This window comes from Deltaproteobacteria bacterium (assembly GCA_017302835.1).
Classification (GTDB): Bacteria; Bdellovibrionota; Bdellovibrionia; order Bdellovibrionales; family Bdellovibrionaceae; genus UBA2316.
Map to the genome: position 1 here is coordinate 24,625 of JAFLCC010000022.1, position 19,268 is coordinate 43,892.

Annotated in this window: 19 protein-coding genes; 9 read left to right on the top strand and 10 right to left on the bottom strand. The window is 35.8% G+C overall.

Translation table 11 applies throughout. The annotated features are described in order from the left end of the window. Positions 1–56: 56 nt before the first annotated feature. On the top strand, positions 57–1,343 hold the full coding sequence (speE, locus tag J0M15_15660) for a polyamine aminopropyltransferase (protein MBN8538487.1): 1,287 nt from the start codon (positions 57–59) through the stop codon (positions 1,341–1,343). Next, complete coding sequence (locus J0M15_15665; protein ID MBN8538488.1) at positions 1,344–2,948, top strand: DUF4080 domain-containing protein; 1,605 nt, start codon at positions 1,344–1,346, stop codon at positions 2,946–2,948. It begins immediately after the preceding gene. 10 nt (positions 2,949–2,958) lie between these two features. Here J0M15_15665 and J0M15_15670 read toward each other — a convergent pair whose 3' ends face one another. Continuing rightward, a complete protein-coding gene (locus J0M15_15670; protein MBN8538489.1) occupies positions 2,959–3,363 on the bottom strand; it encodes a hypothetical protein in 405 nt (134 codons plus the stop codon). Between the two features lie 118 nt (positions 3,364–3,481). Here J0M15_15670 and J0M15_15675 point away from each other — a divergent pair, with 118 nt between their 5' ends. Then, positions 3,482–6,145, top strand: a complete 2,664-nt coding sequence (locus tag J0M15_15675) for a hypothetical protein (GenBank protein ID MBN8538490.1) — start codon at positions 3,482–3,484, stop codon at positions 6,143–6,145. Positions 6,146–6,183: 38 nt separating this feature from the next. Here the strand turns inward: J0M15_15675 and J0M15_15680 are convergent, their stop codons facing one another. Then, on the bottom strand, positions 6,184–6,663 hold the full coding sequence (locus J0M15_15680) for a DUF3015 family protein (GenBank protein ID MBN8538491.1): 480 nt from the start codon (positions 6,661–6,663) through the stop codon (positions 6,184–6,186). 129 nt (positions 6,664–6,792) lie between these two features. Between J0M15_15680 and J0M15_15685 the strand changes: the two genes are divergently transcribed. After that, positions 6,793–7,392, top strand: a complete 600-nt coding sequence (locus J0M15_15685; protein MBN8538492.1) for a YceI family protein — start codon at positions 6,793–6,795, stop codon at positions 7,390–7,392. 13 nt (positions 7,393–7,405) lie between these two features. Here J0M15_15685 and J0M15_15690 read toward each other — a convergent pair whose 3' ends face one another. The 3 genes from J0M15_15690 to J0M15_15700 all read right to left on the bottom strand — a co-directional run bounded on the left by J0M15_15690 (position 7,406) and on the right by J0M15_15700 (position 10,605). After that, positions 7,406–8,185 (bottom strand): DNA alkylation repair protein, encoded by a 780-nt coding sequence (locus J0M15_15690; GenBank protein ID MBN8538493.1) that lies wholly within the window; start codon positions 8,183–8,185, stop codon positions 7,406–7,408. Between the two features lie 20 nt (positions 8,186–8,205). Beyond that, positions 8,206–10,029, bottom strand: a complete 1,824-nt coding sequence (locus J0M15_15695; GenBank protein MBN8538494.1) for a phosphoenolpyruvate carboxykinase (GTP) — start codon at positions 10,027–10,029, stop codon at positions 8,206–8,208. Between the two features lie 114 nt (positions 10,030–10,143). Continuing rightward, a complete protein-coding gene (locus J0M15_15700) occupies positions 10,144–10,605 on the bottom strand; it encodes a hypothetical protein (protein ID MBN8538495.1) in 462 nt (153 codons plus the stop codon). Positions 10,606–11,195: 590 nt separating this feature from the next. Here J0M15_15700 and J0M15_15705 point away from each other — a divergent pair. Both J0M15_15705 and J0M15_15710 read left to right on the top strand, forming a co-directional pair. After that, positions 11,196–11,531, top strand: a complete 336-nt coding sequence (locus J0M15_15705; protein MBN8538496.1) for an RNA-binding protein — start codon at positions 11,196–11,198, stop codon at positions 11,529–11,531. 233 nt (positions 11,532–11,764) lie between these two features. Beyond that, entirely contained in the window at positions 11,765–12,241 is a 477-nt protein-coding gene (locus tag J0M15_15710) for a DNA starvation/stationary phase protection protein (GenBank protein ID MBN8538497.1), read from the top strand. A gap of 64 nt (positions 12,242–12,305) precedes the next feature. Here J0M15_15710 and J0M15_15715 read toward each other — a convergent pair whose 3' ends face one another. Next, entirely contained in the window at positions 12,306–12,788 is a 483-nt protein-coding gene (locus J0M15_15715; GenBank protein ID MBN8538498.1) for a methylated-DNA--[protein]-cysteine S-methyltransferase, read from the bottom strand. 230 nt (positions 12,789–13,018) lie between these two features. On the opposite strand from J0M15_15715, the gene J0M15_15720 reads away from it, so the two are divergent. Further along, positions 13,019–13,642 (top strand): hypothetical protein, encoded by a 624-nt coding sequence (locus J0M15_15720; protein ID MBN8538499.1) that lies wholly within the window; start codon positions 13,019–13,021, stop codon positions 13,640–13,642. Between the two features lie 308 nt (positions 13,643–13,950). Here the strand turns inward: J0M15_15720 and J0M15_15725 are convergent, their stop codons facing one another. Genes J0M15_15725 through J0M15_15735 form a run of 3 tightly spaced genes read right to left on the bottom strand, consistent with a single transcriptional unit; the run spans position 13,951 to position 15,984 of the window. Further along, on the bottom strand, positions 13,951–14,466 hold the full coding sequence (locus J0M15_15725) for a CBS domain-containing protein (GenBank protein MBN8538500.1): 516 nt from the start codon (positions 14,464–14,466) through the stop codon (positions 13,951–13,953). After that, positions 14,447–14,839: a hypothetical protein gene (locus J0M15_15730; protein ID MBN8538501.1), complete on the bottom strand. Its 393-nt coding sequence runs from the start codon at positions 14,837–14,839 to the stop codon at positions 14,447–14,449. Before J0M15_15730 ends, J0M15_15725 begins: the two co-directional genes overlap by 20 nt. Further along, on the bottom strand, positions 14,836–15,984 hold the full coding sequence (locus tag J0M15_15735; GenBank protein ID MBN8538502.1) for a hypothetical protein: 1,149 nt from the start codon (positions 15,982–15,984) through the stop codon (positions 14,836–14,838). The genes J0M15_15730 and J0M15_15735 overlap by 4 nt, the downstream gene beginning before the upstream one ends. A 288-nt stretch (positions 15,985–16,272) precedes the next feature. On the opposite strand from J0M15_15735, the gene J0M15_15740 reads away from it, so the two are divergent. Next, on the top strand, positions 16,273–17,331 hold the full coding sequence (locus J0M15_15740; GenBank protein ID MBN8538503.1) for a TerC family protein: 1,059 nt from the start codon (positions 16,273–16,275) through the stop codon (positions 17,329–17,331). Then, positions 17,328–18,257, top strand: a complete 930-nt coding sequence (gene htpX, locus J0M15_15745; protein MBN8538504.1) for a protease HtpX — start codon at positions 17,328–17,330, stop codon at positions 18,255–18,257. Before J0M15_15740 ends, htpX begins: the two co-directional genes overlap by 4 nt. Before the next feature lie 279 nt (positions 18,258–18,536). On the opposite strand, the gene J0M15_15750 is transcribed toward htpX, so the two are convergent. Further along, on the bottom strand, positions 18,537–18,998 hold the full coding sequence (locus J0M15_15750; protein ID MBN8538505.1) for an alpha/beta hydrolase: 462 nt from the start codon (positions 18,996–18,998) through the stop codon (positions 18,537–18,539). Positions 18,999–19,268: the final 270 nt, after the last annotated feature.

Genomic DNA, 19,268 nt, shown 5'->3' on the forward strand with positions numbered 1-19,268 from the left:
TGAAATAAAGAAAAAATATTATTTACTTCAATAGCAAAAGGCCTTAAATAGTCGTGATGAGCGCATTAGGAAGACATATTTTAGTTGAATTTACTGGCTGCAATGCTGACATTTTAAATGATGTGGCTGTTATCGAAAAAACAATGATTGAGGCCGCACAAAAAGCGGGTGCTACAGTTATTAATACAAATTTCCATCATTTTTCCCCTTGGGGAGTTTCAGGAGTGGTGGTTATTCAAGAAAGTCATTTAGCCATTCACACCTGGCCAGAATATCGTTATGCTGCAGTCGATTTATTTACTTGCGGTGAAACTGTAGATCCTTGGGTCTCCTTTGATTGGCTAAAGACCATACTAGAAGCTAGCTATTCAGCCTTGGAAATGAAACGAGGCTCATTGAATTTGATTAAAAAATCAAATTACAAACCAAATCAGGGGCGAGCTGAATCAGAATCCACGATAGAGGATGGTAAGTTTAAAATTGAAAGAAATGTTTGGTTTACTGATAAAGATGACCAACAGGCTTTGTCATTGCGATATGCTGGAGATATTTTGTTTAATGAACAAACCCCATTTCAGCAGGTCAGGGTTTTCAACACTCTGGCTTATGGTAAAATGCTCGCTATTAATAATATGGTGATGTGCACAGAAAGGGATGAATTTCACTATCATGAAATGATTGTGCATCCAGTATGTCAGTTGGCAAAAAAACTGAATAAAGTTTTAATTATTGGCGGCGGTGATGGTGGAACTGTCAGAGAGTTATTAAAGTATAAAGAGCTTGAAAAAGTTGTTATGGTTGAGATTGATGAAGCGGTTGTTCGGGCTTCGAAGCTTCATTTACCAACTTTGAGTTCTGAGTTTAATAACTCTAAGCTCGAGCTCATCATCGGTGATGGTATCGAATATGTTAAAAATTGTGGAGAGAACCAGTTTGATTTGATAGTCGTTGATGGTTCCGATCCCGTGGGGCCAGCAAAAGGATTATTCACATCCGACTTTTATCGAAATTGTCAGAAGGCTTTGACAGCCCAAGGGCAGCTGGTGACTCAAGGTGAATCTCCTATGTTTCATCGGAATACATTTATTGAACTTAATAAGTGCCTCAAAGGAATTTTTGGAAAAACACAAGTTCATACTATGCTTTTCCATGCAACGACCTACCCCTCTGGCATGTGGTCATTAATGATTGGCTGTAAAGTGCCCACCGATCCAAAAAATGATTTTAATAAAACTCTTTGCAAGGAGTTCTGCGATTTAAATAAACTGAAGTATTATAATGAAGATATTCATTCTGCAGCTTTCAGTTTGCCTACTTTTGTAAAAGAATTAATTAGGGATTAAATGGCGAATGATTTGATCTTACTGTGTGCAATTAACTCAACTTACCAGCACACCGCTTTTGGTCTTCGCTACTTAAAAGCCAATTTAAATGAATTAAGTTCCCTTTGCGAAATAAAAGAATTCACTATTTCTCAAGATCCGAAAGATATTGCAGAAAAAATCTTGTTACAAAAACCAAAAATTTTGGGCTTCGGCGTTTATATTTGGAACACTCTTGAGATTTTGGAAACTATAAAAATTATTAAAAAAATGACCCCAGATATAGTCATCATTTTAGGGGGCCCCGAAATAAGCTATGAAACAGAAAACCAGGAACACTATAATTATTGTGACTATGTTATTCAAGGGGAAGGGGATCTTGCATTTTATTCCTTATGCAAAAATATTTTTGATTTTCAGAAACCACCTAGCAAAGTTATCCCAAGTTCCGTTCCTGAAATAAGTCAGATTCAATTGCCCTACGAGCTCTATTTAGAAGAAGATATTAAAAACCGTGTTATCTATGTTGAAGCCTCACGAGGTTGTCCTTATAAATGCGAGTATTGTTTATCCTCTCTAGATAAATCTGTTAGAAACTTTAACCTGGAAAATTTCTTAGATGCTATGGGCAAGTTAATGGAAAAAGGAGTTCGTGAGTACAAGTTCGTCGACAGGACCTTTAATTTAAGTCCTAAGATATCTCAAAGTATTTTATCCTTTTTTTTGCAGCATATTGAAAAGAACTTATTTTTACATTTTGAAATGGTTCCTGATCGGCTTCCTGACGAGCTCAAGGAATTAATTAAAAAATTTCCACCAGGAAGTCTTCAATTTGAAATCGGTATTCAAACATTAAATGAAGAAGTTGCAAAAAATGTAAGTCGAAAACAAAATAAAGAAAAAATAATTGATAATTTTAAATTCTTAAAAGAAGAAACCCATGTTCATACCCATGCTGATTTAATTGTGGGACTACCTGGAGAGTCCTTAGAAAGTTTCAAAATAGGTTTTGATCAATTAGTTGGGTTTTCTCCGGATGAAATTCAAGTGGGCATTTTGAAAAGGCTTAGAGGCGCGCCCCTTATCAGACATGATAAAGCCTTTCAAATGATTTATTCTGATAAAGCTCCCTATCAAATTTTACAAAATAATAAAATGAGTTATTTTGAAATTCAAAACATGACCAGGTTTTCAAAGCATTGGGATAGCGTCGCCAACTCAGGAAATTGGAAGGTTTTTCTCAATCAATTGATACATTATAGTGAAGTGCAGCAAGAAAGTATTTTTGATATTTTTTTTCTGTTTTCAAAATTTTTATCAAGGCGACATCAGAATCCTTTTGGGATTTCCCTTATTCATTTTGGTGAATCAATTCTTCTATATATGCTGAACGAATTAAATTGGTCCCAAGAGAAAAGTATTGAAATTATAGTGATGGATTACTGCTTTAATAAAAAAAGAGACCTTCCTCCATTTTTAAAATCAAAAGATGAGTGGAGACTTATGAGTTTTAAAATAATAGAAAGAAATAAACCGAGTGTCACATCAGAGCCAAAATCACAAATAGAAATTGAATTAAGTGACAAAATAAAATCTTTGAAAAAAAGGCAGATTCAACATTTGTAGTGATCTATAGTTAATTACAATCTAAATAAAAATTAATTTGATCGTAATCTGCGTGAACAAATGCATTTGTAGCTAATATATCTACACCAAGTATTGAAATAATTCCTCCATCAATGAGCAGACCTAAGAAAGTGACTGGATCAATGGTTCTTTGAACTGAATGATATTCCGATTTGCAGTTTTCAGCATGAACTTCAACAACGACTTTTCCTTTTTTAGGAATTTCAGCCATCAATGGGATTTTAGAATCAGAAGCTCCAAGGGGAACTTCGTTAATAAAAACTTTAGCTCCAGGCCGATCCACAGCAATTTTAATTTGATCAGTAGTTCCATTGATAATGGTCGCACAAGAGGAAAGCAGAACACTTGTTAAAATAATTATAAAGCGCCAATGTAAGAAATTACTTTTTATCATTTAGGCATCATACATAAATTGACTTATAGGTAAACTCTTTTTTATCCTACAAAGAATGAAAAAACAAAACCATCTAAGGAACCATCTAAAAATAAGTTCCCTTTTTATAAATATTTTTATGCCATTGTTTTTTTATGTTTTGCCTACATTGGCGTATCTAGTACCAAACGATACTGATTATAAAATCTTAAAAGAAGACAAATATCAGTATATTCTGCCTTCTGAACAACTCAGCAACTTCATTCAGATTAAAAGTTATAGTGATTTTATTACCCCTTTGTATGAACGGGAATTTGGTTGGATCATTGACGAAAAAACTTCTGTTGTTCTTGCCTCCAAATGGAATCAGATTCCCAATGCCTTTGCCATGTCCACGCCGAACAGTCTTACGGTATATTATTCTGGCGGAGTTGAATTTCTAGAAGGTAGCGCTTCTTCTTCATGGCTCTTTTTGCTCTCTACTCATGAAAGGGCTCATATCTACCAATTGAATGTGAAGCAAAGTCCAGCTAAACAAATGAAATACATTTTTGGAAATGATCCATTGGTATTTATCCCTTTCTTCCCCTGGCCGATTTTTATGACTCCAAACCAATTTTTGCCTACCTTTCTGGTGGAAGGAAATGCTGTTTTAAATGAATCGCGATTTCAAAATGGAGGACGTCTCTATAGCGGTGAAGCTCGAGCGACAGTTCTCAATCTTGTTTTAAATGACAAGGCGGATTTAAAATTCATCATGAATGACAATTTAAATTTCCCTTTCGGTTCTGAAAAATACTTAATTGGTGGGTATTTCCAAAATTTCTTATCAGGGAAATTTGGCATTCAAAAAGTGAATTCCTTTTTTAGTCAAAATGCCAATAGGTATTTAAATCCATTCTTATTAAAAACTAGTTTTGCTGAAACATTTTATCAATCCTATGAAAAGCTATATAATGAGTTCTTATTGGATATGAAAAGCTCCTATTCTTCTTTTAAGATAGCCAAAGGAAACAAAGTTGCCAGTTCGATCAAAGAAATTATTTTTAATAGATCAAAAGATGGTAAGAAGATTATTTTTACGACTCAAAAAGATGGAAAAAATAGAAATATCTTAAATATTATAGATGGCCAGGGATCTCCGTTGATCGAAAGATCTACCTTGCTTAAAAGTGGAAAAGTATTTGAAATTGCTGACAATGAATATCAGTCTGTAGGTAGTGACTATATTGATCGTACAAAATATTTATTTTCTCTTTTTGATGAACAACAAAAGTCAAATTCTCTATATGAAGGTAAATATGTTCATGACATGAAACAAGGACATGTCAGCTATTTTTTAATGGCTGACTCGATAGACACGGGGGAATTATATTTAGATAGTGAGTTTATTGCCAAGACAGAGTCTAAGTCTTTAATAGACCATGAAAATAACATTTACTATTTCAAACAGAATCAAAATAAAAGAGAGTTGTTTATAAATAAAACAAAACTTACGGAATTTGAGGGTTATTTTTCAATTTTACAAGATGTAGTAGATAAAAATGAAATTTATTTTACAGCCAATACCTCTAATGGTTCAGGACTGTATTGCTTTTGTCAGGGAAATATAAAAAAACTTCTTGATAGTGATAATATTTCCAGAGCCATCAAGCTAGATAAGGGCTTCCTTGTTAGCGCCATCGAACCTGACGGATACTCTGCGATTATCGTTGATAAGGGAATTGAAACTATTGAAAATCCCTATGTATACAAATATCTAACTTTAGTTGGAGCGCCAGGGACGGCTCTTTTGCCAAACTTAAATAGTTTAACAAATTCAGAAAGTGATTTTAAGAATTATTTCAGTCTTAGGGAACTCAGATTCCATCGTTTTGCCCCTTCACTATATTTCAATCAGGAAGAGTTTTTGTGGCTTAATAACTTTGGTTTTACAGATCCTTTGTTTTGGTCTTCGTTAGATTTTGGATTTTCTTTTTCTAACAATCAAAGCTTCAATTATATTAATTTTAATTATTCGCCTTACCTCGTTGAGTTTTTTACAAGCGCAACAAATGAAACTTGGAATTTTAACACCACTAAACTTGCTAAAGAATACCGAACTGATTCAAATTTTGATGTAGGAATTAATTATCCCATTTTTAAAAACAGTTTTCATGAGCTTTCCTCAGGACTTATTTTGCAGAATAGGAATCTAGGATTAGATTCTTACTTTAATCAGAAAGTTTTTTTAAACTATTCCTATCAAGAAAATTATTTGCTAAATTTTGGTCCATATCAGTATTTTAACTTCAGGCCCTCCATCTATAAAAAAAATGACTCTTTAATTCTTAATGTTTTAACAGAGTTTAGTTATTATCTTGGAAAAGATTTTTATCTTTCAGGAGGTCTTTCTTATTTAGAGGAAAAAGCGAGCACTCTCAAAAATAATTTAAATCAACTCTCAACGCCTAGGTTTAAAGATAGATTGAGTCTATTAAGTTTTTCTCCCTCATTGTTGATTGAAAAACTAGAACAACAGCAACTGATACTTAAAAAAGAAATCCCTTATTCTATTTATTATTATCGATTTCCGTTATCAGTCCGACGTGTGGCCCCGTACGTTGGGTTCCAAGATAACAAGTTTTATGATTTAGATGCTGCTTTTTTAAAAGAACGATTGACCTTTGCCAACATTGGAATAGAGGCAGAGTTGCTCCTATTCCACCGAATTCCAATCAGGATTAATATTCTAAATTCAGAAATCTATTCAAAAAATCAGAAGGAAAATTTTACCCAGCTTCAACTTGAAAAAGTATTTTAGATCAGTAGCCCTATCAAGAGCTAAATAAAAACTTCTTTTTAAATCTGAGTGCAATTTTCAATTTTATTTTTATTTGAAATGATGACCTTATTGAGATTTTTAATCCAAGCTTCATTATTTTCGTCTTTTGAATTTATTAAATTAAATTCATTTTTTGTAAGCAGTTTAAATTCGCTAACGGCTTGATTGTTGGAACAACCATAGAGAACCGCTAAAGTCTCTAATTTTTCCCCTGAACCCATCGCCATGTCATTTAAGATTTCTTGACGGTTTACTTCAACATAGTTTTCAATCATTTTGTCATTTGAAACAATTCCACTCGATGAACAGTTAGAGGTTCCTGATGTGATCCCGAGGGGTTGTGAAAAAAAAGAGGAGTTTGTCGTCATCGCAATTAATTGTAATCCTTTAGAGTTTTTACTAATGATGACACTTCCAAGTCCACAACCAGCATCACCACTTGCAAGAGCTATTGTTGAAAATCCCGACAAAAGTACAGTTAATATGAAGTTTCTCATGATATATTATCCTCCTTGATAATTATTAAAATTAATCTAACATCTTACTTGCAACTTTTAATCTTAATTTTAAATAACTGAACCAAAGGAGTGTTTGTGTTTAAGAAGTTTTTTTTCTCACTGAGTGTAATCTGTTTTTCGTTTTGTTACTCAAATGCCAAATCTGATCCCAAGAAAGATTCTTCAGAATCTTTTAAAGTGGATGTTTCATCGAGTACTGCCACATGGGTTGGGTTTAAAAAAATTGGAGATAAACACACAGGAAAAGTCTCGTTAAAAAATGGAACTGCCGACTTTAAAGATGGAAAACTCGTCAGTGGCGAGTTCGTATTTGATATGAGTTCTATAATGAATGAGGACTTGAAAGATAAGCCAGACTATCAAACTAAGCTTACAAAACATTTAAAAAGTGATGATTTTTTTAATATTGAAAAATTTCCAGAGTCAAAGTTTTTAATCACATCAGTAAAAGAAAAAGATGGTCAGCCTTGGGTTATTGGAAAATTGACCATGATTGGCAAAACTGAAACCTTAGAGTTCCCTGCAAAAATAGTGATCAAGGACGGTGTCGCCACTGGAACTGGAACGATGAAGGTCGACAGAACAAAGTGGGGTTTAACTTATGGATCTGGAAACTTTTTTAAAGAACTTGTCGCAGATAAAGTTATTGAGGATAAATTTGAAATATCTGTTAATTTGGTAGCTAAAAAGGCCACTTCTCCCAAGTGAACTTAATTTTTTCTTAATTTTTTCGATATCTGAGCAAAGTGGCTTTGTCTCCTTTGCTCAGTTTTTCTGTAGAAGCTGTCCAAGCTGCTGGATGAATTTTTTTTGCCTTTCGAATTAAATAGGGGAACACTTTTTCAGGATAAAGGTTGTAGGATTCCCTAAGACACCAACCGACTCCTTTTTGAACATAATAATCTTCATCAGCAAGCAAATTTTCAATCATGGGAGTGATAGCACTCCAAGAAAGTGGTTTTTTCCTGGATCGCGAGTAATATAAGATACCAACAATAGATTGCCTGCGTTCCCAAGGATTCGAAGAACTATTCCATTTTTTATAGAAACGAATTAAGGATTTATCCTCATCAAGCATCTGGGCAAATTGATTGCTTAACTCATCAGAATGGGCCCAATTATCAATTTTATTTAACCAAGAAAACAACAGTTTTTTATTTTTGACTTTTTCTTTCGCAGTTAATGTGGCGGCGAAATATAACGAGAGAAGCATCACTTCAAAATATCTGCTATTTTTCCAAATATAATCAAAAATTTTTAAGACTTGAGAGTGAGTAAAAACCTCACTCCGTTGGGTCTTCTTTTCAATTTTTCTAGTATTTGGATGATAAAAAGAAAAGCCCTGATTAAAAGCTTTTCTTACCTCTGGTATTTTAATATCCAAAAATTCTAATCGAGATTTTCCTCCGCCAACATAATTTTTTGCTTTCCACTTCTCTGGCTTATCAACAGAAGAGATACTTCTTATAACCCTTTCCGCTTCAAGCAAATATTTTTCCATCTAATTTGTTTCCAGACAAATTAGTGTAGTTGTTTTTTAAATTTCATTAAAAAATTTTCTTGAAGATTTAAAAACTCAACCGGAAAATTTTCGAGTTTAGTAAAGAACTCTTTGTGAGATTCTAATTCTTTTTCCCATTTTGTGGGATCTAACTTTAATAATTTTTCAAACTTTTCTTTTTCAAAAGTGGATCCTGTCCAGTCAATTTCCTCATAGGTTGGTCGAGTTCCTAATTCAGTTTTAATCCCAGGAACCTCTTGATTTACTCGTTGAAACATCCATTTTAAAATTCGCATGTTTTCACCAAACCCAGGCCACATGAACTTTCCGTTTTCATCCTTATTAAACCAATTAACAATAAAAATTGGTGGGACCTTGGCGGCTCTTTGTTCCATTTTCAACCAATGCTTGAAGTACTCACCAACATGGTATCCACAAAAAGGCAACATCGCCATGGGGTCACGTCGAACGACACCTACTTGGCCTGTAGCTGCAGCCGTGGTTTCTGAACCAATAGTGGCACCGAAATAAACTCCATCCACCCAGTTATTTGCTTGCATAACCAAGGGAATCGTATCGGCTCTTCTTCCACCGAAAATAATTCCACTGATTGGAACACCTGCTGGGTTTTCCCAATTAACATCAGCAGAAGGACATTGCGAGGCGGGCACAGTGAACCTAGAGTTTGGATGAGAGGAAAGTCTTCCGCAATCTGGGGTCCATTCTTTTCCTTGCCAGTCAGTCAATTTAGCAGGAGGAGTATCTGTCAAACCTTCCCACCAAACATCTCCATCTTCAGTTAAAGCCACATTCGTGAAGATCGTATTTTTAGCAATAGTGTAAATGGCGTTGGGGTTCGTTTTCAAGCTTGTCCCTGGCGCGACTCCAAAGAAACCTGCTTCTGGATTAATGGCTCTGAAGGAGCCATCTTTATCCACTTTAATCCAAGCTATATCATCGCCTACGGTAGTGATTTTCCAGTTTTCAAATCCTTTTGGTGGAATAAGCATTGCAAAATTAGTTTTTCCACATGCGCTTGGGAAGGCTCCGGCAAAATATTTCTTTTCACGTTGTGGAGACTCCAATCCAAGAATCAGCATGTGTTCCGCTAACCAGCCTTCTTGTTTTCCTTTGTAGGAAGCAATTCTTAAAGCAAAACATTTTTTTCCAAGTAAGGCGTTACCACCATATCCGCTTCCAAAAGACCAAATTTGTGAGTCTTGAGGAAAATGCACAATATATTTATTTTCATTATTGCAAGGCCATTTGGAATCTTGCTGGCCTTTTTCTAAAGGGACTCCAACGCTATGAACACTTTTTACATAATCAGAACTATTTCCAAGAGCAGCTAGTGCCTTAGCTCCCATACGAGTCATGATTTTCATATTGATAACAACATAGGGAGAATCTGTAATCTCAATTCCAAATTTTGAATAAGAAGAGCCCAAAGGTCCCATGCAAAAAGGAATCACGTACATCGTTCTTCCCTTCATGCAACCGGTAAACAATGATTTTAATTTTGGCTTCATTTCTTTTGGGTCAACCCAGTTATTTGTAGGACCTGCTTCTTCTTTTTTTTCTAAACAGGTTAAGGTGCGATCTTCAACTCGGGCAACATCTGAGGGGTCAGACCATGCTAAATAACTATTTGGTCTTTTTTCTGGATTTAATTTTATCAAGGTTTTTGCTTCAACTAAAAGGTTAATTAAACTTTGGTTTTCTTCTTCTGATCCGGTACACCAATGTACTTTATCAGGTTGGCATAAACTAGAGACTTCAGAGACCCATTGGATCAGCTCTTGATTTTCTGTCATATTTTGTTCTTGTGAATTTTGACTAGCCATTTGTTCTCCCTTTTTATATATAGTATGCGTTTCTTATGTCCTATTTCACATTAAAACTCAAAATAATAATGAACTCTAATTTTTAAAATTCTTCAGATACTTTTTGTAAAATAATTACTCTGTTTTGCAAAAAATATTGAAATAAGCTCCAGATTGATTCGATACTCCCAATTCAAATGGTTTATTATCTTTTGAATTGTATGTTTGAGAATTATTGTATGGATCTGGATTTGTTTGATCTTTTACTGCAAATCGAGTTGTAACTCCATTTGCAGTTTTTTCAAAAACCACTTTGAATTTTAAATTAAATGTAGCTCCTATTTTCAAAGCGTCCTTGATCGCATCCAAGCCAAAAATATGTTCAATTTTGCTAAGTCCTGGCTCTTTATTCATGCTAATAATTAAACTGTTTCCCGCTGAGTTCGCTTGAATGCCCGAATCTGAGTGATGGCCCATAATGGGGCTAAAATACGAACCATTAGAAGATTTTATTTGGGCCGAACAATTTAACACCTTTCCTGCCTGGGAAAAACTGGATGCAAGTAACATGATTAAAACTAACGTACTTTTTTTCATTTGAGCCTCATTATATTAGTTAAGGTTTAGTTAAACGCTAAGGCAAAGGGCCTTAGGTTGAAACAATTGTAGATTCCTATTACCCATGCAAAAAAATAATTCTGCGAAAATGATACCTTGATTACCTTGGATCTATTGCTGTTTCAGGATAAATTACGTATGAACTGTTTACATTAAGCCCTTTTTTGTGGTCAGCAATACTTAAGAGCCCGCCGTCATCTTTTTTTGAGGCTTTTTAAGTGAACCAGTTGCAAATTTAATGGTTCTTGACCGAATATCGATTAAATTTTCTTAATAAAATTGATATGCGTCTTATTCTAAGATGCTGTTATTTTTGCTTTAATTAAGTAATATCAAATAGTTATTAGAAAGTGCCCTCAATTTTTTTTGTTAGTTTTCAATCTAGAAAAACGGTTTCAAATGTAAATTTTTCCCCTGTTCATATTGAATTTCCTTGTTTATTGATAATTTTAAGGTATAAATTATTGCAAGTTTTGAAGTCTTATTCTTGAGCCTTAACATTTCCGTGTTGCCTCTTTAATAGGCCGCAGAAATTAAAACAATTAAAAGAACCAATAAGGAGGCTCTTTATGAACAATAAACTATACGTAGGACAACTATCTTTCTCAGTTGATTCGAATACTCTTGGAGACTTTTTTTCTTCAGTAGGACAAGTAACATCTGCAAAGGTGATTACTGACCGTGATACTGGAAGATCTAAAGGTTTCGGTTTTGTAGAAATGTCTACAGAAGCAGAAGCACAAAAAGCTATCAGCGAATTAAATGGACAAGAAATTAGCGGAAGAGCAATCAATGTTTCTATTGCTAAACCACAAGAAGATAGAAAATCTGGTGGCGGCGGTAGAGGTGGATTTGGCGGCGGCGGCAGAAGTGGCGGCGGCGGCGGATCTCGAAGAAGCTACTAGTACGTTGTTACTATTTAAGTAAAAATTTAAATAATTTTATTCTTAAATTATTGTAAATAAATGTTTTGGAACCCAAGGTGTAAATCTTGGGTTTTTTGTTTTTTATCTTAGCTTGTCAATTCATTCATGTTTCACATCAAAAGCCTGGACAGACTCTTTCCTGAAGAGCAGCATAATGTTTGGCTACAAATTCCTGGTTAAGTTCAACTAAATTTTTTACCAAGGAGGTTATTATGAAAAATGTTATTTCAATTGGGATCAAGGAAGAAGACCGGCTTAAATTATCTGAAGGTCTTTCAAAACTGCTTGCTGATTCGTACACTCTTTATTTGAAAACTCATAATTTTCATTGGAATGTTAAGGGGCCAATGTTTCAAACTCTTCACTTAATGTTTGAAGCACAATATACTGAATTAGCAACAGCAGTGGATTTGATTGCAGAAAGAATTCGAGCTCTTGGGTATCCAGCTCCGGGAAGCTATCTCCAGTTTTCAAAACTCACTTCCATAAAGGAAAGCGACACCGTCCCTGCTGCCAGAGAAATGATTCAGCAACTTGTTGAAGGGCAAGAATCTGTAGCAAGGACAGCGCGCTCTATGTTACCGCTAGTGGAGGCTTGTCATGACGAAGTCACTTCTGGCTTACTTGCTGATCGGATGGAAATTCATGAAAAGACAGCCTGGATGTTAAGAACTCTTTTAGAAGAATAGAAACATTAAATGTCCTCTTTGTATATAGCTGCGAAGGGGACTTAGGAAGCGTTTAAAAAGTTTCTTACTTGTAAAGTGATTCTAATTGGAGCAGTTTTTTCTTGATGTGTATTCCACCAGTGTAGCCACCTATTGAACCATCAGCGGCAATAACTCGATGACAGGGAATAATGATACATATTGGATTTTTTCCATTAGCTGTTCCAACCGCGCGGTAGGCATTTTTATGATTTATTTTTTCAGCAATATCTTTGTAGGAGCGAGTTGATCCGTAAGGAATTTTTTTTAATTCCATCCAGACTTTTTTTGAGAATTCTGCACTTTCAATGTCCATTGGAAGAGTGAATTTTTGTCTTTTTCCAGAAAAGTATTCTTTGAGTTGTAGAACGGTGGTTCTTAAAATAAGGCTGGCCTTTTCCCTTCCTTGAAGGGACTTAGCGAAAGGAACATCCTGTTCATTAAAATAGATACCCGTGATTCCTTTTGGAGATGCAACAATAAAAAGTTTGCCAATAACCGTATTTAATTTCCATTGTTTTTTCATTATTGCAATCCTTTTTGATAATTTAAATTAGCAGAACTGACTTTACCATGAACGTCTTTTTCAATAAGAAGATCACCCAGGTTTGAAAAAATAACTAATTTAAAAAAAACCGATGAACTTGATTTCATATTGTTGAGAATAGTTATTATTTTTCTTGATTAGTCCATACAATTAATAAAAAATGAAGTCGAATCAATTCGTCTTCTAGTTTATTTCAATAAGGGATATCTTCAATGAAAAATGTCATAATCAATCTGAAAATTTTAATTTTTAGCGCCTGTTCCATTATGTTCAGCTCTATTGTCTTTTCTCAGCAAGAACCTTCAAGTTTTTCAGAAAAAGATCCGGCTATTTCTAAGCCAGCTCCAACGAAAAAACGTGTAGGGCAGATTAATCCGGATGAAAAAGATAAATTTAGAACTCGATTTGAAGCTAAGGACTCACGATATTTTTCTTTCGGCCCTGGCTTTGGGACCAATCTAAATAATTCCCAAATACTTTATTCACTTACAGGAGGCTATGAATGGGAAGTTGGATCTCAGGGCGCTCTCATTACAGAACTTTTTGCAACGTTTGGAGAAGGAACACTGTTGGGGGATGCCTCTCTTGGTGGAAAGTTTTTCTTTTCTGATGAAGACATTTCTCCCTTTGTTAAAGGAACCTTTGGTGCGGGGGTTGCGACAGTAAAAGACGTAGAAACTATTTCTGGATTTTCAGGAAAGGTCAGTATTGGCATGACTTTCTTTAGAACATCAACAAAGCATATGGAAATTGCGGCCAATTATGCTAGTATTTTTAAGTCTTCAAAAGAAGGAACTCCCGGAGTTTTTAGTTTATCCTTAGGCCTTTTATATTGAAGAAACTTGATCTCTTTAATTATATTATTTTAATTTTTTGACCTCTTAAGGAAGTTTTTTCGCTAAATGAAAACGTATAAAAATCAAAATTTCATTTTCATTAAAATCATATTCTACTTAGTGATTTTGATTTTTACTATCTACGCAATGCAATGCTCAAAAAGTTCAAATTTTTCTGATAAAATTAACATTTTTTTCAACTCCGACCGTCATTCATCGAAATAAAAGAATTGAATTTTCGATTAGATGATTTGACTGGCCAGATTTAAAACTTAATCCAACCAGTCCCTCAAAAAAATTAAATCCAATCAAGAGAATCTATTTTCTAAATTTCGATTTTGTTGTTTTATTAGCCCACTACGAGGTCGATTTTCCTCCACTGTGTTTGCGCCTGTCACATATGTCACTAACTGGTTAACCATGAATTGATTTTCTTCAACCAAAGCCTCCATTATATGTCTCATACTTAAAAACGCAATCGGAGCGTCTCCTTGAAGCACAGGCAAGTGACGAATTTTCATTTTAACCATGACCGCCATACATTCTTCCAATAGATAGTCAGTAGTTACAAAAACAACCTTATGGCTCATGAAATCCTTCAATTTTGCATTCGGTTCTACAATCGCTCGGTTTAAAGTGTATGCCCGCGCGAAGTCTCTTTCTGAAAAAACTCCAACGACTGCAGCCTTATCCATGACCAGCGAAGCCCCGATATCAGATTTTTCTAAAAGTGCCAGCGCCTCATCGACTGATGCGTTCACGTCAATCAAAGGTGGATGGCCGAAGTCTCTTTGTTTCATTAAATCAGATACTGTTCTCTTCATAAAAGTCCTCCTTCTGTTTCGATTTTCTTGTTTGTAGAAGTTTTCGTTCTAAATTTCTATTTTTTATCCTTCTCTTATCACCGAAGCGGTTAAGCCGCTCTAGAGCGTGAACAGAGACATCCCCCAACGCTTTGTATAGACTCGTTGCCGACTTTTCCAAAACAACTCCACCATATTTTTTTCCAGTAATTATCAGCTTCACCTTAAACAAATCCGGACCTGGCTTGAATTGCGAGTTATCCATGCGCAAGGTGAAAATGAGTTTGTGCTCCTCAAGATCTGGAAATCTATCCTTTATTGCTTGGATACGATCATGAACCGCTTCTTTCGCAAGTTCAGATTCATCAAGGTCTTTAAAAATAATTCGGATCATATAGCACTCCTTTCAATTTTCTGATTGTGATTTAAATCAACGGTATATAATTTTGACAGCTCAGAATCAGGACGTTCTAGAATTGCCAAAATTGGTCTGCCTTTTGGAATCTCTTCGCGTGATGCAACCACCACCTCTCCACCTTGAATCAAAACCTCCTGAGCCAGATCATCAAGTATATCATCATCCTCATGATTAAGATGGGCTGGATGAATAAAAAGCTCGCCAGATTTTTTATCGATTTTTCCAAAGATTTTGATTCCGTCAGCAATTATTAGTTTTCTTACTTTTCCTTTTATTGCGGCTTTCGCGATTTGAAATATATTCTTATTTGCCAAGTTCAAATCTTCAGCTTGATAAAATTCCATAAGACCCTGCTCAAGATCTTTTTTTGCATCCTTCATTAAGGAAGATCTAATTTCAGAGCAAATTTCTGATGCTCTTTCCTGGTTAAAATAAGGCCAAATCGGTTGATTTCTTGTATTTTGGTAACAGCAGCTCTTAAGGAAAACACTGGTCAATTTCTTTTGGCCAGCCACAAAAAGAGGCGGCTTTAAATCCTTTGTTAAACTGAATAGCCATTCGTTCAGCCATTCTATGGTCTGGCTATACTTCAGACCATTCAATCGGCGTTTCTTTAGGTCATCGTATGTATCTGGGTCAGTGGAATTCTGAAGTATCGTAGGAAAAATGATTGTGTCTAGCAAATTGAAGCTGTTTTGGTTACCGTAATATAGGCTTGCCGAACCCTCGGAAATTCCCAAAAATAAAAATTCTCGGTCAACCTGTATCCATCTCAGGAGGGGCTTTACATGAAAGCTTGTTGCGATCACGCAAGTTTTTTCGACAGGAACAGGAAGACCGAGAATTCGAAATGAATTTTCATTCCTAAAAAGGCCGACATTGCCTTTTAAGGTTTTAAGCAATTTGGTATCCTCGATAGCATTATGAATTGGCTCAACAAAACTCACCATAGCATCCTGATTCATTACAGGTGCCAAATACTCATAGGCAGCTTCTAAAGTTTCGCGAAGCTGCCGTCTTAAATGAAAAATATTTTGGTCGTTGGTAAGATAGGCCGTTAAGTGTTGTTCGTCTTTTGATTCAATCAGGGGTTTAAGTATACTCATTTTTGAAGCAAGCATATGTCCTCCTTAATTACTGAGTTGAGAGGAATTCCCAACTCATATGACTCTACGGAATTTTTATGAATTGTTAAAATAGATAAATAATATGTGTACTATTGTTTAATACTATATATTAAATATGATCATAATTTTAGCTGACATTGGATTGCCCAATAAGGACTCGTTGGTATCTCTCGTCTTGAATTGAATCGTTTAAATGTATACATAGCAATATATTTATCGATTTGAACGATGTTATAAAATGATAGATAGTCATATAAAAATATATAAAGGAGAATTTGAATCATGATACTTTTCCCGTTTGCTGACTATTGGTGGTTTTATGCAGGATTCACCCTGTTTGTTTTGTTATTGCTTGCTCTGGACCTTGGGGTGTTTCATAAAAAAGCACATGAAGTCTCTCTCAAAGAATCTTCTATTTGGACGACCATTTGGATTAGCCTTGCCCTGTTTTTTAACTACCTGTTCTATTTGTATGCGCAATGGCGATTTTCAACAGATGAGAAATACCTTTCTATTGCAGGTTTTAACCCTGAAGCACAGGCGAAGTCGACAGCTCTTGAATTTCTAACCGGCTTTGTGATCGAAAAATCCCTTGCTGTTGATAACATCTTTATTTTTGCAGTTGTTTTTGGTTATTTTGCAATTCCCAAGATGTATCAACACCGAGTTTTATTTTGGGGAGTTCTCGGCGCACTCATATTTAGGGCAATTTTTATTGGTATGGGGTCCCTTTTGATGCAATACGAATGGGTTGTCATTTTCTTTGGTGTATTGCTTATCGCAACTGGCATTAAAATGTACTTCGCCGGTACGGAACAAAAAAATCTTGATGAAAGTATTATCGTTCGTGGCCTCAAAAAAATCTTTCGTATTCATCCAAAAATTGAAGGCCAAAAGTTTTTCCATAGAATAAATGGACTAATCTATGTAACGCCGTTGTTCTTGGCTTTGGTATTTTTAGAGCTGACAGACATAATCTTTGCGGTGGACTCTGTGCCGGCAATTTATGCGATAACTAAAGAACCCTTGATTGTTTTCACATCAAATATATTTGCGATACTCGGTCTACGATCCATGTACTTTATGTTAGCCGGAGTTATGGATAAATTTATTTATATCAAATATGGTTTGGCCTCAGTTTTAGTATTTGTAGGAAGCAAAATGGTTTATTTAAATAAAGCTTTTGGTGGGAAATTTCCGATCAGTTGGTCGCTTGGAATCATTGCCACTTTGATTGGAACTTCGATTGTCATTTCAATTTTGGTGGATATGAAGAGAAAGAAGTTTAGCATTAAAAATAGTTTAATACTTTCAAAACAAAATGAAGGGAGCCTTTTATGAAAATCGCGAAAAGAGTATTTCTTTTTTTAGCTGTTAACATTTTGATTATTGCAACAATGTCGGTAATCTTTTCAATCCTCGGCATCCAGCCTTACCTAGATGCTAAAGGTATAAACTACCAATACTTGATGATCTTCTGCGTGTTTTGGGGGTTTGGCGGAGCATTTATCTCACTCTCCTTGTCGCGCATAATGGCTAAATGGATGATGGGGGTAAAAATAATTGATCCTCAAAATGCTTCTTCTGAAATGCTAAGCCTTATCAATCGTGTTCATGGATTTGCTCGCAAGGCCGGTCTCGAAAAAATGCCTGAGGTTGGATATTATGAGTCAGATGATTTGAACGCATTTGCAACTGGGCCCTCAAAAAGAAGATCCCTAGTAGCCGTCTCGACTGGGCTTTTGCGTAAGATGAGTCAAGACGAGGTTGACGGAGTCTTGGCACATGAAGTGGCCCATATAGCAAACGGTGATATGGTCACAATGACGCTTATTCAAGGTGTTGTGAATGCCTTCGTGATGTTCTTGGCAAGAGTAGCTGGTTTCTTTGCAAGTCAGTTTGTTGATGAAGAAAAGCGCCCTATGGTTCAGTTTGGAATCGTCATTGCGTTTGAATTATTATTTGGAATGCTAGGATTGATTGTTGTTTCTTCATTTTCAAGACGTCGCGAGTATCGTGCTGATGCTGGGGGCGCAATGCTTTCAACCAAAAGCAATATGATCGCTGCACTTGAGCACCTGAAAGCGAACACCCAAATATCCCAGGATGAGAACCAGGCAGCCATTGCGAGTCTGAAAATTTCTGGTAAATCCGGTGGTATTCTAAAATTGTTTTCAACCCATCCAGATTTAGATGATCGTATTGCACGGCTAAGGACTCAGTCCACTTTGGAAAGATTCAAACGCGGAGGTATACAATATGGTTAAAAAGATACCTTTATGAACCAGGATTGGCGCCAAAGCGGCTTTTACAAACTGCGCCCGCACATTTGAAGAATCGGTTTGCAAACTTAAATCTGCAACATCAGAAGCATAAGCAAAACCCCTGCGCGCTGAGTAGCAGTTCTGCAGCTTTTGCAAGTTTTTCTGATTTTTGCTCCTTTGTAACTCGATCTAAAACTTAGCTTTGCTGTTTGATCAGGACAAGAAAATTAATGGATCGATTAGCCGAACCGAAGAAGTTATCAAGTATTTTTTGCCGATAAACTATCGAGTCTTTATCCGTGATTTCAATTTGCATGAGGATAGCGAGACAGAAAGATCGCCTTCATTGCGAAGGATTTGGTTCCAGATTTTCGCGGAGCAATCGCTTAGGCCTGCTAGAAGGGGATTGTGCCCGGCTTCCAAAACTTCAACAAGAAGTTGTTGGGAATTATTTTGACGATTGAAATGTCGATGGGCCATCCAAACAGGGGTTGCGGGATCGTTTTCGCCGACGAAGTAATAGATCGGAACATTCATTTGCCATTTACTCGATTGATAAGGTGTTTTGGGAACCCCTGCGCATTTATCAACTTCATCTAGGTGCCACACAAGCTCTCCACTATCCAAACGAAGAGTGGAACTGTATGGGTAAATTTCAGCACAAGCTACTGTATTGAAGACATTTTGAAAGTCTTCGGGAGAGGGAGCGGAAGCAGCCTGGACGGTCTCTTTCAAGATATTCATCGTGGCGGGATTGTCCAAAAATGATAAGAGTAAAGGAATTGGATTATCCTGGTGTGCACTCCGTCCAAAATACAAAAATTGGACTATCCATGCGCTCCACTCTTCGGAAGTCAATCCCAACGGCAACGGAGACTGGCTTAATTTTGATGGCGTCCCGTTTCTGGTAGAAACTTTTTAGAAATACTCCAGAATGATTTTTTATTTTTATTTTCTAAGCTGCATACAAGTCAAGTTCTAGTTGTTGAATCATGTCTACTTTTTCAAGTTTAA